Genomic DNA, 16,809 nt, shown 5'->3' on the forward strand with positions numbered 1-16,809 from the left:
AGCAAGAAGACAGGAAAAGAGTGTTTCATGACCTCCACCCGGCATAATCCCTATCAGGTTACGGATCGCAACCTTGCCCTTGAACTTGTCCGCGTGACGGAAGCGGCCGCCGTGGCCGCGTCGGCATGGACAGGCCGTGGCCTGAAGAATGAAGCTGACGGCGCGGCGGTGGAGGCCATGCGTCGCGCGTTCGACACGGTTGCCATCAACGGCACCGTGGTGATTGGCGAAGGCGAGATGGATGAAGCCCCGATGCTGTTCATCGGGGAAAACGTGGGCGCGGGCGGCCCCGGCATGGATATTGCCGTGGACCCGCTGGAAGGCACCAACCTGTGTGCCAAGAATCTGCCCAACGCCCTGACGGTTGTGGCCCTGGCGGAAAGCGGCAACTTCCTGCATGCGCCTGACATTTATATGGACAAGATCGTGGTCGGTCCCAATCTGCCCGAAGGCGTGGTGGATCTGGACAACAGCATCGAAGCCAACCTGAAGGCACTGGCCGCAGCCAAGAAGTGCGATGTGTCCGAACTCATGCTGTGTACGCTTGACCGTGAGCGTCATGAGGAACTGATTTCGCGCACCCGCGCTGCTGGCGCCCGTGTGACGCTGCTTAGCGACGGTGACGTGGCGGCTGCCATTGCCGCATGCCTGGATGACAGCGAAATCGATATCTACGTGGGGTCGGGTGGCGCGCCCGAAGGCGTGCTGGCCGCCGCCGCCGTGCGCTGTGTGAATGGGCAGATGCAGGGGCGCCTGCTGTTTGAGGATGACGGGCAGATCGAGCGCGCGCGCAAGATGAACCCCGGTGCGGACCCGTCGCGCAAGCTGGCTCTGGAAGACATGGCGCGGGGCGATGTGCTGTTTTCGGCTACTGGTGTGACGGGGGGGGCGCTGCTGCGCGGTATCCGCCGCAGCGGCATCCGCACGGTCACGCATTCGCTGGTTATGCGTTCCAAGTCTGGCACCATTCGTTTCGTGGAAGGCCATCACGACTACCAGACCAAGACCTGGTGAACATTTCATCCGTTGCATAACAACAATAACAGGCAATAGAGGAACGACATGACCGATACAGCGAATGCGGTTTCCCACCGTCTGGGGCTGAAACCCGGTGTGGTGACAGGTGCTGATTACCGCCGCCTGGTGGAAACCTGCCGGGACGAAGGCTATGCCCTGCCAGCCGTGAACGTGGTGGGCACGGACAGCATCAACGCCGTGCTGGAAGCTGCCGCCCGCAATCGCGCGGATGTCATCATCCAGCTGTCAAACGGTGGCGCGCGCTTTTATGCGGGTGAAGGCATGAAGGACGCGGATCAGGCCCGCATACTGGGTGCGGTGGCTGCGGCCCGCCACGTGCATACGGTGGCTGCGGCCTATGGCGTGTGCGTGATCCTGCATACCGATCATGCCGACCGCAAGCTGCTGCCGTGGATTTCCGGCCTGATCGACGCGAGCGAGGAAGCGGTGAAGGAAACCGGTCGTCCGCTGTTCTCTTCGCACATGATCGACCTTTCGGCGGAACCGCTGGAAGACAATATCACCGAATGCGCAGCCTTCCTGCGGCGCATGGCCCCGCTGGGCATTGGCCTTGAAATCGAACTGGGCGTGACAGGCGGTGAAGAAGATGGCGTGGGTCATGATATCGACGATGGCGCCGACAATGCCCACCTGTATACCCAGCCCGAAGATGTGCTGAAGGCGTATGAAGCCCTATCCCCGCTTGGATTCGTGACCATTGCTGCGTCGTTCGGTAATGTGCATGGCGTCTACGCGCCGGGCAATGTCAAGCTGCGGCCGGAAATCCTGCGCAATTCGCAGGCGGCGGTGGCAAAGGTCACTGGCCGGGGTGAAAAGCCGCTGGCGCTGGTGTTTCATGGCGGTTCAGGGTCCGAGCAGGCCAAGATTACCGAAGCCGTATCCTATGGTGTATTCAAGATGAATATCGACACCGATATCCAGTTTGCATTCGCCAGCAGCATCGGCCGCTACGTAAATGAACATGCCGAGGCCTTCAGCCACCAGATCGCACCCGGCACGGGCAAGCCGACCAAGAAGCTGTATGACCCGCGCAAGTGGCTGCGGGTTGGTGAACAGGGGATCGTGGCCAGGCTGGAACAGTCCTTTGCCGATCTGGGGGCCACCGGCCGTACTGTCGCGCGTGCGATCTAGGTTTTGGATGACGCAGTGGAGTAACAGGCAACGTGTCAGCTGAAGAACGCCACCATGAAATCATTACACTGGTGCGCACCCAGGGTTACGTCTCGAACGAGGAACTGGCCCAGAGGCTGAATGTTGCGGTCCAGACCATCCGCCGTGATGTCAACCTGCTGGCCCGGCGCGGGCTGGTGGCGCGGCACCATGGTGGGGCGGGACTGGCCTCGTCGGTCGAGAATATCGCCTATTCCGAACGTCAGGTTCTCAACCGCCGCGCCAAGGAGGCCATCGGCCACCTTGCCGCCCGGCAGATACCCGACAATTCATCCCTGTTTGTCAGCATTGGCACCACGACGGAAGCCTTTGCCAAGGCATTGCGGCGGCACAAGGCGCTGCGTGTCATCACCAATAACCTGCATGTCGCGACCCCGTTGTCCGCGCAGACGGATTTCCAGGTGATCGTGACCGGCGGGCTGGTGCGATTTTATGACGGTGGGATTACCGGTTCCACCGCCAGTACCTTTATCGAACAGTACCGTACCGACTTCGCCGTGATCGGCATAAGCGGGATAGAGGAGGATGGCACGCTGCTGGATTTCGATGCTGATGAGATCAGCGTGGCGCAGGCCATGATGCGCAATGCCCGGCGTGTTTACCTGCTGGCGGACCAGACCAAGTTTGGCCGCAGGCCCATGGGGCGGCTGGGGCACCTGTCGCATGTCCATGGGTTCTTTACCGACCGCCAGCCATCCGACCGGATCTGTGCGCTGCTGCGTGAACATGACGTGGGCCTGCATATCGCCTGATGGGCATGGCCAGACGTGCCGCGCCGGCCATGCCTGTGGCATTACTGTGCCAGATACCCGCCATCCACCGGCAGCACCGCGCCGGTGATGAAGGATGCATCATCGGAGGCAAGAAACAGGATGGCGCTGGCGATTTCCGCAGGCTTTCCCATGCGGCCCATCGGGTGCATCTCGACGACCTTGCGGATGGCGTCCGCATCCATTCTGGCAACTGCCGGGGTGTCGATCGTGCCAGGTGCCACGGCATTGACGCGCACGCCCTTGTCCGCCAGATCGATGGCGAGGTGCTTGGTGATGCCTGACGCCACGAACTTCGCCGGTCCATAGACCGCCTGTCCTTTCTGTCCCGCAAAGGCGGAAATGGAGGACAGGCAGACAATTGCCCCCTGTCCGGCATGCACCATTTCGGCCGCGGCGTATTTGCAGCTCAGGAACATGCCGCGTGCGTCCACCGCCATGGTGTGGTCCCACAGGTCTGCCGTGGCGGTGGCAAGGTCGGCTTCCGGGATCACGCCCGCATTGGCCACAAGGATATCGATCCGGCCGAAATGCTTCATGGTTTCATGGACGACACGCTGGATATCCGCCTCGCTTGTGACATCGGCGGGGACCGATATCACGGGAACACCGCTTTTTTCAAACTGACTGACCAGTTCGTCCAGCGCGTCGGTATTGAGATCGGTCAGCGCCAGCCGCGCGCCCTCGGCCGCAAAGCGTTCGGCAGTCGCCCGACCAATCCCGCTTGCCGCACCGGTAATAAGGGCGACCTTGTCCTGAATGCGTCCGTTTGGGGTGGCGGTCATGGTTACTCCTGTTATCCTGTCATTCATTTCAGTATGTTGGCATAGCTGTTTCACCTGCCGTTATGCGGGCTAACGTCGGGATTGGATAGATGTTGCCCGGTATTCCTGCCGCTCGGGTCTGCCGTGCCGGGGTGAAGACAGGAAATATGCGTCCAGTTGCAACAGATCGGGTTCTTTTGATCGGTTGTGTCGATATCCTGGTTTTTCGCGCTCCGCAGCGGGAAATGGGCGGTGTGGGGAACAGGTTGTCATGCTTTCGTGCCCGAATTCGCCCCTGCGCATGTTTCGGGTGTGGGGTGGGTTGCCTATAATCCCGCCAACATGGTTTGTATGGATGTGGCGTATCAGGGTTTTCCATGTGGAGGCCAGAGCGCCGTGCGAGCGGGTTTGGAGCATTATCGAGATGGCACAGAAGTTTCGGATCGTTATTGTAGGCGGTGGTGTGGCCGGGCTTGCGCTGGCGACACGACTGGGCAATTCGGTCGGACGATCGGGACGGGCCGAGATCACACTGGTGGACAAGAGCTTCGCCCATGTGTGGAAACCGATGCTGCACTGCTTTGCTGCCGGCACGGCCGCGAATGAAAATGACCGCATAAGCTTCATGTCGCAGGCCAGCCGACACCATTTCGAATTCTGGCCCGGTGAGATCACGGCCCTTGACCGCAAGGCCAGGACCATCTCACTGGCCCCCATCAAGGACCCGCAGACGGGCGAACTGGTGGTGGATGCCCGTACGCTGGATTATGACGCGGTGGTCCTGTCGATCGGCAGCCGGGCGAATGACTTTGGTACGCCGGGTGTTGCCGAACACTGCATGTTTATCGACAATCTGGTGGATGCGAACGGCTTCAATGACCGTTTCCGCATGGAACTGCTGCGGGCTTTCGCTAATCATCAGGAACTGGATATCGCCATTGTCGGCGGCGGCGCCACCGGCACGCAGTTGGCGGCCGAACTGCACAAGGCGCTGGATCTTGCCTCGCTTTACAGCTTTGGTGAAAAGCCGCCCAAGCTACGCATTACCCTGCTGGAGGCCGGGCCGCGTATCCTGCCGGCTTTCCCTGAATCCGTCTCGGATGCTGCGGTCAAGCAGCTGGAAGCCATTGGCGTCGAGGTGCGCGCGGGGGCCATGGTCAGTGGTGCGGATGAAAACGGCTTTATCCTCAAGGATGGTAGCCGCGTTCCTGCAACGCTGCGGGTGTGGGCCGCAGGCGTGAAGGCACCGGATGTGACGAAGCAGTTCGGTGGGCTGAAGCTGTCCCGTTCCGGCCAGCTGGAGGTCAGGCCGACGCTGCAGGTCATGGAAGATGACAACATTTTCGCCATGGGGGACTGTGCCTTCATCGCTGAAAAACCCGTCGCCCCCACTGCGCAGGCCGCCCGCCAGCAGGCACATCATCTGGCCAAGGCATTGCCTGCGTGGATGATGAGTGGCCAGCCGCTGCCTGCCTTCACCTTTCATAACAAGGGGGCCGTGGTGGCGCTGGGTGATTACAATGGCTGGGGCACATTCCCCGGTGGCACGGTGTTCGGTGGTGGCTGGCTGCACGGGCTATCGGCGCGGATGGTGCATCTTATGCTGTATCGCCAGCATCAGTTTGAACTGTACGGGCCGGTGCGCGGCACGATTTCGTGCCTTGTGGACTGGCTGGATGTATTCGTGCGTCCTTCCGTTCGCCTGGACTGAGGACCGTCAGAAAATCATAAGACGGTTCTGGTAAGTTTTTTAAAAAACTTCAGAAGATGCTGCCTTCTGGAAAAAAGGCAGCACCCGGAAACGTTTCTTTTTTAAACAGGGTTTTATATTGAAAAACTGGCAGGTGGACGCTGCAGGCCGCGTGTTTCGGCCTGCCGCACGAAGTCATGCAATGTGACCTTGCTGTATTCGTGGGTCAGGATGCCTTCCACCTGATCCAGAAAAGGACGGACAACCGTATTGAACAGTGTGCCCCTGCGCCATTCGGCAGGGGCGTCGTCATGCATCGTGGCCCGGTAGATATCCGCCAGCAGGATTTCGCCTGCCGGATGGCCCAGCCGGTAGCCCCCATGCGGGCCACGCACACCCTGCAACAGGCCAGACCGGGCAAGGGATTGCACGATGGGTTCGATTCCACGCCGGGCCAGGCCGGAGCGGTCCGCGATATCAATCGTGCTGACCGGCCGGCCGGCGATGCTGTGAAACGCCACGTCCAGCATGATGATCAGGGCAGTGGCGGTCCGGTCACGTACGCTGTGCATGGGCATGGCCCCCTGTCAGGTATGGCGCAGATGATTTGAAATCAGGTTCCCGATGGCCTGTATCAACGCGACAAAGACGATCAGGACCAGTACCACCAGCGTCATGATTTCCGTATTGAAACGTTGGTAGCCGTAACGGATGGCGACATCCCCCAGTCCACCTGCGCCTACCGCCCCGGCCATGGCCGATGCCCCGGTCAGCGTAATCAGGGTGACGGTCAGGCCCGCTACAAGTCCGGGCAGGGCTTCGGGAATAAGAACATGGCGGACGATCATCCACCGCGTGCCGCCCATGGTTCGCACGGCATCAATCAGTGCGGGGTCCACTTCACGTAGCGAGACTTCGGCAATGCGGGCAAAATACGGGATGGCCGCAAGCGATAGCGGCACGATGGCCGCCGTGGTCCCCAGCGACGTGCCTGCAATCATGCGGGTGACGGGAATAAGGAGCACCAGCAGGATGATGAAGGGAATGGCGCGCAGCATATCAATGACCAGCCCCAGCAGGCGTGCGACTGGCGGGCAGGGCAGCAGGCCATCCCGGCGGGTGCTTACCACAACCAGTGCCAGCGGCAGGCCGCCAATCACGGCCACCAGACCCGACGCCAGCACCATCTGCGCCGTTTCCAATGTTGCGCGCAGGATCAGGTCAATGATCAGCCGGGACATAGCCGAGAACTTTCAGTGATGGGTCGAAGCCATGGAGGAAATCCTGAATTTCCGTTGAATAATCGCTCAGGCACACAATCATGTCGGCAAAGGGCTGCCCGGCGATTTCGTTTGTGCCGCCCGCCAGCACGATGGCGTCCACCCCGAAACGCTGTCCCAGCGTGGACAGCAGCGGCAGGTCTGCCGCCGTGCCCCCCATGCGCAGGCGTATGACCACATGTGCGCCGGGGCCGGGTGTTTCCACCAGTTTTGCGCGGATGGCGGGGGGAACCCGCGGCTGTGTTTCCGACAGCAGGGCCTGTGTCACGGGGGACTGTGTATCCGCACCCAGAATGTCCAGCGTCGGACCATTTTCAATCATGTGCCCATGATCGAGAATGACCAGATGGGTGGCAATGCGGCGGATGACATCCATTTCATGGGTAATCATGATGATGGTCAGGCCCAGTTCGCGGTTGATGCGGGCCAGAAGGTCGAGAATGGATGTTGTCGTTTCGGGATCAAGTGCGGATGTCGCTTCATCACACAGCAGCAGGACGGGTGCATTGGCCAGTGCCCGGGCAATGCCCACACGCTGTTTCTGTCCACCCGACAGCTGCGCTGGCCACTTGTGGGCATGGTCCGATAACCCGACGAGGGAGAGCAGTTCCGCAATCCGCTTCCTGCGCTGCGCCCGTGGCATGCCCGCTATTTCAAGCGGCAGGCTGATATTGCCCGCCACCGTGCGGGAACCCAGCAGGTTGAAATGCTGGAAGACAAATCCGATCCTGCGCCGCAGGCTGACCAGTTGCCCCTGGGGCAGGGTGGTCAGGTTATGTCCCTCAATCACGATATGGCCGGCATCGGGTCGGTCCAGTGCGCCAAGGCAGCGCAGCAGGGAGCTCTTGCCAGCTCCCGACCGGCCAATTACGCCCAGTATCTCGCCCCGCGCCACGGTGAAACTTATGTCATCCAGCGCAAGGTGGCCGCCGAAACTGCGGCTGATATTGCTGACCTGGACCAGACTTACGTCCATGCTGGCAGCACCGAACCGTGGAAAATCGTCTGGATCGCAGTACTGGTGGAAGGCTGGTGGACCGCATTGACCAGTGGCGTCACCCACGGGGCCTGCGCATCGGCCGCGTTGACGGCAATGAAGTTGACGTACGGGTTATCGTGCAGCGATTCCTGCCCGATTTTCTGTTTCTGCAGGTCAATCCCCGCCTTCAGCGCCCAGTTGGTATTGACGATGGCCGCATCCAGATCGGGCAGGGAGCGCCCGACAATCCCGGCATCCAGTTCACGGAATGTCAGGTTACGCGGGTTGTTAGTGATATCCAGCGGTGTCGGCAGCAGGCCTGCGGAAGGAGGCAGTCTGATCAACCCCACGGCTTCGAGCAGGTGCAGCGCGCGGCCTTCGTTGCTGGGGTCGTTCGGCACCCCGATTACGGCGTTCTGCGGCAGGTCGGCTACCGACTTCCACCGTGCCGAATACAGCCCGATGGGGGAGAACCAGGTATTTCCGACTGCGACGATATTATAACCGCGTGCTGCGATCTGCGCCTGCAGGAAGGGGCCGTGCTGGAAGGCATTGGCATCAATTTCATGCTCGGCCAGGGCTTCGTCCGGGGTGTTGTAATCTGAAAATGTCACGACGGAGAGGTCCAGCCCCTCTCTTGCGGCATTGGCGGCGATAACGCGCCACAGATCTTCATCCTCGCCCGCCATGATCCCGATACGCAGCTTTCTGGCGTCCGCCGCCCGGGCCGTATGGATCGTGGGCAGGCAGGCTGCGGCCCCCAGCAGGGAAAGGGCGCGTCTTCTTGTGATGGGGCGGTTCGGTTTCATATCATTCCTGATCCGGACGACTGTTTTTGCAGCAGAAAAACGGCATTGCGTTTGATACGGTCACGCATGGATGCTGTCATGGCGTGATCCGGCTGGCGGCAGATTGATGAACGTATGAAAATACAATGATACATGTAAGTCAATATTAATCACGAAATAATAAGTTAATTTTTTGGGGAGAGATTGTCCGCTAACCGCCCGGAGGCACCGGGATGGCGTTGTAGCAGGCAGGGATATCATAGCCTACCCATTGAAAATAAAAAAATATCGTCATGGTGACATCGAATTTTGCGTAAAAACACTATCGTATAGTGAATAATCGGCGCCGGATATGAAAACTCTCCGCTGGTCATGTCTGGTCCGATATCACCTGACGTTCAGGGTAGGCTGGTGTGGGCTGCACGCCATCATGGACCAGAGTCGCAGACTCTTTCTGCTACCCTGTTTTTGGTAAAGGAAGGCATGGCATATTTGCTACCTGCGACCAATAAATGGACGCGTGTGAAGATAGGTTACAGGTGGCGCTGCATGGATCTGTAGCCACAGGAAAAACGCATTTTGTATCGTGGAATAATTCACGTATGCAATCGTATTTATGGCGCAAGACCCCGTACCATGCATCTGTGACGTAGGGGAACAGTCTGGTTGTTTCTACCGTTAACGAAGCATGGAGCAGGCAGGACCGGATTGTATCCTGATACGCTATATATAAGGATTATTCCCTTTAATTTAATGGAATATACGAAATTCGGATATCATGACGCATTACGTATGGTGGCTACGTTTATAGGTGTTTTCATCCTTTTTAAGACATCAGGAACATATGGTTTCTGGCCCGATATGGGGAACGGTATAATACGAATGTTATCGTATTATATGTGACAAAAACATCTCCCATAATTTTTTGCACCTCGTTTCAAAAATAAAATATTATTATAAATAACAGTTGGTTAATTGATATTTTAGCGATTTTTCATGCGGTTCCAACGTGTTTGAAGGGGAAATGATAAAATACGTTATTGACGTTATTTTAACGGTATAATACGTAAACATTAAGTGCTTAACAAACCGTGACACCCTGCATATAGCGAAGTGGTATGTGACAATGTTGCCATTCCCGAATTCCGCCACGACCGTTCGCTACCGTTGCATCCGCAAGGGCGGCATAGACCCGTATTCCGTACAGGGAGGCAGGAAAGCCACCGATTTTCATGTTCTGGTCATGCTGCTCAGCCTGCCCGCAGGGATTGTCACCATGGGACAGGGGGCGCATGCCGCCACCCCCGTTTCCGTCAGCACGACAGGGACAGGCGTCCCGTCAGGACAGGCATCACAATCGCAACCTGAAAACGTGGTTGTCCGTATCGGGCGACGCCCCCCGATACAGGTTTACCCGCATGCCAACCCGGTGGGGCAGCCCCTGCGTATGAGTGGTGCGGAAAACCGCAAGAATGGCCATCAGTATGACTGGGGCGTATTTAACCGGGGAAACGGGGAATCCGCAGGGTTTGGCCCGGTCGGGACTTATGGTGTAGCACCGTGGGCCGAGGACTGGAGCAATCTGCGCGGCAGGAAAAACCATAATGATCCCTTTGATGTGCTGAAATACATCCCGCTGACCCGCAGCGGAAATGTATGGATCAGTTTTTCGGGGGAAACCCGCCTGCGCAACTGGTTTGAAACCCGTCCCCAGTTGGGCACGCAGAAGCCTAATGATTCCGGTCGTTTTGCCGTACGCAACCTGTATGGTGCGGACCTGCATATCGGTTCGCACCTGCGTTTTTTCGGTCAACTGGTGAATGCGGATGCCGCCGGCTGGGGCGGTTACGGTTATGGTTCGACCTATCGCAAGCGTCTGGACGCGCAACAGGCCTTTGTCGAGGTGCGATGGAACATGCTTGGCGCCAGGAGCGGCTTCATGTTCGGACGGCAGCAGTTCCTCGATGCGCCATCCTACATGCTGTACGCGCGTGAGACACCAAACGTGCCGCTGTCATGGGATGGGTTCCGGGGTTACATGGTGTGGAAGCGCGTTCGTATCGATGGCTGGGATTTCGTGCAGACATATGACAGCGAAAACAAGATGTTTCACGATACGGAAAACTATGCTTCGCGACTGTATGGTTTCAACACGACATGGGCGCCCCCTGACTTCACCTTCATGGGGCAGAAGGGATATTCCTTCGTTGATGCTTTTTATATCGGCTACAAGCTGAATGGCGCGGCCGGTGCGATTGCGGGGCCGGGTGACAGTTCGGTCAAGGGATCCAATACACGTAATAATTTTGGCGCACGCTGGCATGGCGTGGCGGGACCGATCGAATTTTCGGTGGGCGGCATCTGGCAGGGTGGCGTATTCCGTCCGGCCGGAACGACACTCGCGCGCAATGTCAGTGCCTATGCCATCAATTCATCAGTGGGTTACCGTTTTTCAGAAAAGACGTTGAATACATTTGCCGGGATCCAGACAGATGTGTATTCGGGCGGCAATTCAACTGACCGGACCGGCACGGTTGGCACCTATATTTCGCCCTTCAATCCGCAGACCAATTACCTTGACACGACAACATACATGACAGCGTCCAATCTGATCAGTTTTGCGCCATTGGTCCGTATTACGCCATTCAGGTCTGTCAGCATCCAGTTCAAGTATCCATTGTTCTGGCGTGATAGCGTGAATGACCCCATTTACAAATCATCGGGAAATTACAAGTTTTCAGGCAATTTCCGTGGCAGGTTTATCGGCATGGCGCCACAGGTATCGATTGCCTGGCAGATCAATACGCATGTGTCATGGACGCAATATGCATCCCGTTTCATGACGTCGCATGCCCTTAATACGGCGGGCGGTTCCAGTGGTACGTATTACCAGTCAAATTTTGTATTCCGGTTCTGATGGTGGCCGGTAAAATACGTGAAAGATATGGAAGATCTCTGGAACTATTTACCATATTTATGTAATAAAAAATGGCATTCGTATTAATATTATTGTAGGACTCTGAATAAATTTATGATAATAAATCATAATATATCAACAAATAGCAATATATTGCGAATTATTGTGACGGTAATTCCAGTATTAATATTTTTTATGTGTTCTGCGCGGTATTTTTCGGATTTATTGCATTTGAAGATCTGTTATCAGTAACAGATAGCCTGTTTAAATATTGACATAACGACACATTTTTCGGATACGTGTCCGAATTGGTGAGGCAGCCTGTAAATAATGAGGTTTCTGGTGAAGCTTTTTTTAAAAAAGCTTCAGAAAACGCTATCTTCTTGAAAAATTTGACACCCGGAATTTTATTTTCAAACAATTTTTAAACGCATTATGAATAAAATCCATCCATTATGTGGGTAATCCTGCATGCCATTACGTTATAGGTTTATTGCAATTGTGTCAGTAATCGCTTCGGCATATTGAACCGACCGGCCTGCGGGGAACGCTTTCCCGTACCATGCCGGACTGATGGCAGATCCGTGTCACCCGGTGTCTTGTCACGGCATGCGGCGTCATGTCCCGATTCAGACAATAAGCACATAAAATTAAATATTTCCCCATCCGTATACGTAATAACATACTGATATATAACGACTTACACCGTGGTGCTTATGGCACCAGATGCATACCTCACGGTTACGTTACCTGTTTTCGGCTTGCGGTTGCGGCTGTGTCTATATATCGATGAATATAGATGGTGCCCCGGCAACTACCGGGGTGTGGCCAGAAGGCGGTCCGGTTTGAAGGGGGATCATGTTCACACGAAATGATCGCCGTGCGAACTGGACAGTCATCCAGACCAGATCCATGCCTATGTTTTGGGTTTAGTGTAAAAATCAGGATGGCCGCAGGGATTTAATAAATAACCATACGCATTCCCTTTAGTGTTTCCTGATTTAAAATAATTTTCTGGAGTAATATTTCCATGCCGTCAGATAGTATATCAGCAGCCCCCCCGTTCAAAGCCCGCTATGGCAACTACATCGGTGGCAAGTGGGTAGCCCCGGTTGATGGTCATTACCTGACCAATACCTCCCCCGTTGATGGCCGCGTGCTGTGTGAAGTACCCGCTTCCACCGCAGCCGATGTGGAACTGGCACTTGATGCCGCGCACAAGGCCAAGGCTGGCTGGGCGCACATGGCCCCCGCTGACCGCGCGCTGATCCTGCTCAAGGCAGCCGATATCATGGAAAAGAACCTCGACCTGCTTGCCCGGGCCGAGACATGGGACAACGGCAAGCCCATCCGTGAAACCATGACCGCCGACATCCCGCTGGCGATCGATCATTTCCGTTACTTCGCTGGCTGCATCCGCGCCCAGGAAGGCACGCTGAGCGAGATCGACGCCACCACCATCGCCTATCATTTCCATGAGCCGCTGGGCGTCGTGGCCCAGATCATTCCGTGGAACTTCCCGCTGCTCATGGGTTCGTGGAAGCTGGCCCCCGCACTGGTCGCCGGTAACTGCGTGGTCATGAAGCCTGCCGAAAGCACGCCTGCTTCCATGCTGGTGCTGATGGAACTGATCGGTGACCTGTTCCCGCCCGGAACGCTGAACATCGTCAACGGTCTTGGCAAGGACGTGGGTGCCGCCCTGTCCAACAGCGACCGTATTGCAAAGATCGCCTTCACCGGTTCCACCCCGACCGGCAAGATGATCGCGCATGCCGCTGCCGAACACCTGATCCCGGCAACCCTGGAACTGGGTGGCAAGTCGCCGAACATCTTCTTCGCCGACATCATGGACCATGATGACGATTACCTGGACAAGGCGATCGAAGGCTTCACGATGTTCGCCCTTAACCAGGGCCAGATCTGTTCGTGCCCCAGCCGTGCGCTGGTTCATGAATCAATCTATGAGAAGTTCATCGAACGTGCGCTTCCCCGCATCAAGGCGATCCGTCAGGGCAACCCGCTTGATCCCAACACCATGATGGGCGCGCAGAATTCGCACGGGCATCAGGAAAAGATCCTGTCCTACATTGACATCGGCAAGGGTGAAGGCGCCGAGCTGCTGGTCGGTGGCGGTCGTCCGGATCTTGGTGGTGACCTGAACAACGGGTGCTATGTGCAGCCGACCGTGTTCAAGGGCAACAACAAGATGCGTATCTTCCAGGAAGAGATCTTTGGCCCGGTTCTGGCCGTGACGACCTTCAAGACGGAAGAAGAAGCGCTGGCCATCGCCAACGACACGCCCTTCGGCCTCGGCTCGGGTGTGTGGAGCCGTGACGCCAACACCTGCTACCGTATGGGTCGCGGACTGGAAGCCGGTCGCGTGTGGGTCAACTGCTATCACGTCTATCCCGCACATGCGGCGTTCGGCGGATACAAGAAGTCCGGCATCGGCCGTGAAACCCACAAGATGGTGCTTGAACACTACCAGCAGACCAAGAACATGCTGGTCAGCTACAGCGACAAGAAGCGCGGCTTCTTCTGATCAGCTGATGGGGTGAAAACCCCGTAGCCCACAAGGCATGGCGCGGCGGTCGGGCTGGTTTACCGGGTCGGCCGCCGCAGCATATTGCCCGGGCCATGCGCGCAGGGTCCGGCACAAGGCAGTTTTTCGGTATTTCAGGATATGCGACAGGGTTTTTCCCACGGGACCGGGACACTGTGCGGCAGAAGTAAAAAAGAGGCATAGGATGGCACAAAAGTTTCGGGTCGTAATTGTTGGGGGCGGCGTTGCCGGTCTGGCGCTGGCAACCCGGCTGGGTGATTCAATCGGCAAGTCGGGCCGTGCGGAAATCACGCTGGTCGACAAGAGCTTCGCCCATGTGTGGAAACCGATGCTCCACTGCTTTGCAGCGGGCACGGCCGCCAACGAAAACGACCGCATCAGCTTCCTGTCGCAGGCCAGTCGCCATCATTTTGAATTCTGGCCCGGCGAAATCGCGGGCATGGACCGCAAGGCCAAGACCATTACCCTTGCTCCGGTTGTAGAGCCTACGGGCGAGGTGATCCTGGATGAGCGCAAGCTGGAATATGATGCGCTGGTGCTGTCGATCGGCAGCCGCGCCAATGATTTCGGCACCCCCGGCGTGGCCGAGCATTGCCTGTTCATTGACAACCTGGTGGATGCCAACGGTTTCAACGATCGTTTCCGTATGGAACTGCTCAAGGCTTTCGGTAATAACGAACAGCTTGATATCGCCATTGTGGGTGGCGGCGCCACCGGCACGCAGCTTGCAGCCGAACTGCACAAGGCGCTTGATCTCGCCTCGCTCTACAGCTTTGGCAAGAAGCCGCCCAAGCTGAACATTACCCTGCTTGAAGCAGGTCCCCGCATCCTGCCAGCTTTCCCCGAGGCCGTGTCTGCCGCGGCGCAGAAGGAACTTGAGAAGATCGGCGTGAGTGTAAAAACCTCAGCCATGGTCAGTGGCGCGGATGAAAAAGGCTTCTTGCTCAAGGACGGCACGCGCATTCCCGCGACGCTGCGCGTATGGGCGGCAGGGGTCAAGGCACCTGATGTCACGCGCAAATTCGGTGAACTGAAACTGTCGCGCTCCGGCCAGCTTGAAGTCCGGCCGACACTGCAGCTGATCGAAGATGACAGCATTTTCGCCATGGGCGATTGTGCCTTCATCGCGGAAAAACCCGTCGCCCCCACCGCGCAGGCCGCCCGCCAGCAGGCCCATCACCTGGCCCGTTACATGCCGGCGTGGATCAATGGCCGCCCGATGCCCGCATTTGCGTTCCATAACAAGGGCGCGGTTGTGGCGCTGGGTGATTACAATGGCTGGGGCACATTCCCCGGTGGCAAGGTATTCGGCGGTGGCTGGCTGCGGGGGATCAGCGCGCGGATGGTTCACCTGATGCTGTATCGCCAGCACCAGTTCGAAATCTACGGCACGTTCCGTGGTCTGATGTCCTGCCTTGTGGACTGGCTGGATGTATTTGTCCGTCCGTCCGTGCGTCTGGACTGACGCACCAGGGCTTAGATTTACTGCTGCCTGCTGTGTCAGGCAGCGCTTTCTGGCCCGCCATCTTCATGGGTGGGCCAGAGTGATGCCTGCAATTCGTATGTTTTCTGCAAAAGCGGCACCAGCGCGGGCCGCCCTTTCAGCCGGATCCATTCATCCAGCGCCGTACGGAAAATGGCGATCCCGCCACGCGCCATAAGGCGTGCGGCCATCCGGCGGTTCTTGCGTTCGGTTATCCGTTTCGCCAGCCCTTCCGCCAGACAGTCCTCCCACTTGCCATATTTCTGCAAGCTGACTGTCTGCAGCGAAGGCGTCTTTTCAATCAGATAGACAAAAGCATAGGTATCCTGCCGGTTCGCAGCGATCCGGGGTACCAGCGAGGTAAAGGCATGCATCATGGCATCCGCCGGGTGCATGTCGGCCGGGCAGGTAGCCAGGGCATCATTCAGCGTCTGTGTCATGCCCCGTGTCCATGCCAGTACGATATCGCCCTTTGTCTCGAACATACGGAACAGGGTACGGCGTGAGACTTCGGCCGCGTCGGCAATTTCGTCCACCGTGGTCTGGTCATACCCCTGGGCAGAAAACAGCCGCATTGCCTCGGCAATCAGGGTGGTGCGCGCGCGTGCCTGCTTGCGTTCACGTAAACCCGGTTTGGGGGAAATGGTCGGGGCAACGGGCTTCATTCAATCTCCTCTTGTCCGGGTCATCATGCAGCAGCGCATCGTGAACATTCAAGACGCGAGAAAATGGTGGTTCATGCCCAGCACGGGCCTTTGTCGCCAGCACAGTGGCAACATTGACAGGTAATGCGTTCTGCCACGAGTATCAGAGCATGTCGAGCCACGGACACGAATGACATGGCCATCGGCTGATATGCGATATCCCGTCCATATTCGTGCCCGCCTGTGACCCGGTATGGGAACAGGACACGAAATGCGTCAGTCGTGTATAACAGGCCAAGGCATGGCAGGCACGTATCTGTCTTTTTTGCCCTGTTGGGGCAGGCCGTATTACCTGCGGGATATTAAAAGCCGTGCTGACCCGTTTGCTGGTTATATCCGGTGCAGGCTTCGTTCTGGTGACATCTGCTGCAACCTGTACGGTTATATGATTGATGTCCCGATACTGCCGGGGCAGGGGCAGACGGCCCATGTCCTGTATATAGTGAACGATAATGTGGTGGACGTCATCCATTACCCACAGGGCATGAGACCAGCAGGTCGACGGCCGATCATCATGCCATGCCAGGATCCGTGGGTGTCATCGGGCAATCTCTACAATACGCGATATGCCCCGTTCTGATGCATCTGATCGGCATTATTGCTACGGATTATGGGGGCGCATCCATATGGAACATATCCCGCGTTCCCTTCCCGAACGGCGTT

The 16,809-nt window shown here is 57.3% G+C and carries 13 protein-coding genes; 7 read left to right on the plus strand and 6 right to left on the minus strand.

All coding sequences use genetic code 11. The features are described 5' to 3' along the window. The first annotated feature begins 27 nt into the window (after positions 1-27). The 3 genes from glpX to ACE2AA_RS01930 are packed head-to-tail and all read left to right on the plus strand — an operon-like array spanning position 28 to position 2,960. Positions 28-1,014 (plus strand): class II fructose-bisphosphatase, encoded by a 987-nt coding sequence (gene glpX / locus ACE2AA_RS01920; protein WP_141259563.1) that lies wholly within the window; start codon positions 28-30, stop codon positions 1,012-1,014. Positions 1,015-1,062: 48 nt separating this feature from the next. Beyond that, the gene (fbaA, locus tag ACE2AA_RS01925) at positions 1,063-2,169 is read left to right on the plus strand and encodes a class II fructose-bisphosphate aldolase (protein WP_141259564.1); all 1,107 of its coding nucleotides are present in this window, start codon (positions 1,063-1,065) and stop codon (positions 2,167-2,169) included. A 32-nt stretch (positions 2,170-2,201) separates the two neighbouring features. Continuing rightward, on the plus strand, positions 2,202-2,960 hold the full coding sequence (locus ACE2AA_RS01930; RefSeq protein WP_141259565.1) for a DeoR/GlpR family DNA-binding transcription regulator: 759 nt from the start codon (positions 2,202-2,204) through the stop codon (positions 2,958-2,960). A 41-nt stretch (positions 2,961-3,001) separates the two neighbouring features. On the opposite strand, the gene ACE2AA_RS01935 is transcribed toward ACE2AA_RS01930, so the two are convergent. After that, positions 3,002-3,763 (minus strand): SDR family NAD(P)-dependent oxidoreductase, encoded by a 762-nt coding sequence (locus ACE2AA_RS01935; RefSeq protein ID WP_141259566.1) that lies wholly within the window; start codon positions 3,761-3,763, stop codon positions 3,002-3,004. 403 nt (positions 3,764-4,166) lie between these two features. Between ACE2AA_RS01935 and ACE2AA_RS01940 the strand changes: the two genes are divergently transcribed. Then, positions 4,167-5,453: an NAD(P)/FAD-dependent oxidoreductase gene (locus ACE2AA_RS01940; RefSeq protein WP_141259567.1), complete on the plus strand. Its 1,287-nt coding sequence runs from the start codon at positions 4,167-4,169 to the stop codon at positions 5,451-5,453. 113 nt (positions 5,454-5,566) lie between these two features. Here the strand turns inward: ACE2AA_RS01940 and ACE2AA_RS01945 are convergent, their stop codons facing one another. From ACE2AA_RS01945 to ACE2AA_RS01960, 4 genes are read right to left on the minus strand one after another with little or no spacing between them, the layout of a single operon-like run. Further along, positions 5,567-6,004 (minus strand): Rrf2 family transcriptional regulator, encoded by a 438-nt coding sequence (locus ACE2AA_RS01945; RefSeq protein WP_193558322.1) that lies wholly within the window; start codon positions 6,002-6,004, stop codon positions 5,567-5,569. Positions 6,005-6,019: 15 nt separating this feature from the next. Further along, positions 6,020-6,673 (minus strand): methionine ABC transporter permease, encoded by a 654-nt coding sequence (locus ACE2AA_RS01950; RefSeq protein ID WP_141259569.1) that lies wholly within the window; start codon positions 6,671-6,673, stop codon positions 6,020-6,022. After that, positions 6,654-7,688 (minus strand): methionine ABC transporter ATP-binding protein, encoded by a 1,035-nt coding sequence (locus ACE2AA_RS01955; RefSeq protein WP_395370906.1) that lies wholly within the window; start codon positions 7,686-7,688, stop codon positions 6,654-6,656. The genes ACE2AA_RS01950 and ACE2AA_RS01955 overlap by 20 nt, the downstream gene beginning before the upstream one ends. Continuing rightward, positions 7,679-8,500 carry a MetQ/NlpA family ABC transporter substrate-binding protein gene (locus ACE2AA_RS01960; protein WP_395370907.1) on the minus strand — a complete coding sequence of 274 codons (822 nt, stop codon included), beginning with the start codon at positions 8,498-8,500 and terminating at the stop codon, positions 7,679-7,681. The genes ACE2AA_RS01955 and ACE2AA_RS01960 overlap by 10 nt, the downstream gene beginning before the upstream one ends. Before the next feature lie 1,105 nt (positions 8,501-9,605). Here ACE2AA_RS01960 and ACE2AA_RS01965 point away from each other — a divergent pair. The 3 genes from ACE2AA_RS01965 to ACE2AA_RS01975 all read left to right on the plus strand — a co-directional run bounded on the left by ACE2AA_RS01965 (position 9,606) and on the right by ACE2AA_RS01975 (position 15,424). Further along, positions 9,606-11,396, plus strand: coding sequence for an alginate export family protein (locus tag ACE2AA_RS01965; RefSeq protein ID WP_395370909.1), 1,791 nt, complete (start codon positions 9,606-9,608; stop codon positions 11,394-11,396). A gap of 1,030 nt (positions 11,397-12,426) precedes the next feature. After that, positions 12,427-13,938, plus strand: a complete 1,512-nt coding sequence (locus ACE2AA_RS01970) for an aldehyde dehydrogenase family protein (RefSeq protein WP_141259572.1) — start codon at positions 12,427-12,429, stop codon at positions 13,936-13,938. Between the two features lie 205 nt (positions 13,939-14,143). After that, positions 14,144-15,424 (plus strand): NAD(P)/FAD-dependent oxidoreductase, encoded by a 1,281-nt coding sequence (locus ACE2AA_RS01975; RefSeq protein WP_141259573.1) that lies wholly within the window; start codon positions 14,144-14,146, stop codon positions 15,422-15,424. A 35-nt stretch (positions 15,425-15,459) separates the two neighbouring features. Here the strand turns inward: ACE2AA_RS01975 and ACE2AA_RS01980 are convergent, their stop codons facing one another. Further along, entirely contained in the window at positions 15,460-16,107 is a 648-nt protein-coding gene (locus ACE2AA_RS01980) for a TetR/AcrR family transcriptional regulator (RefSeq protein WP_141259574.1), read from the minus strand. Between the last annotated feature and the right edge of the window lie 702 nt (positions 16,108-16,809).

It is taken from the genome of Komagataeibacter diospyri, assembly GCF_043995075.1.
Lineage (GTDB): Bacteria > Pseudomonadota > Alphaproteobacteria > Acetobacterales > Acetobacteraceae > Komagataeibacter > Komagataeibacter diospyri.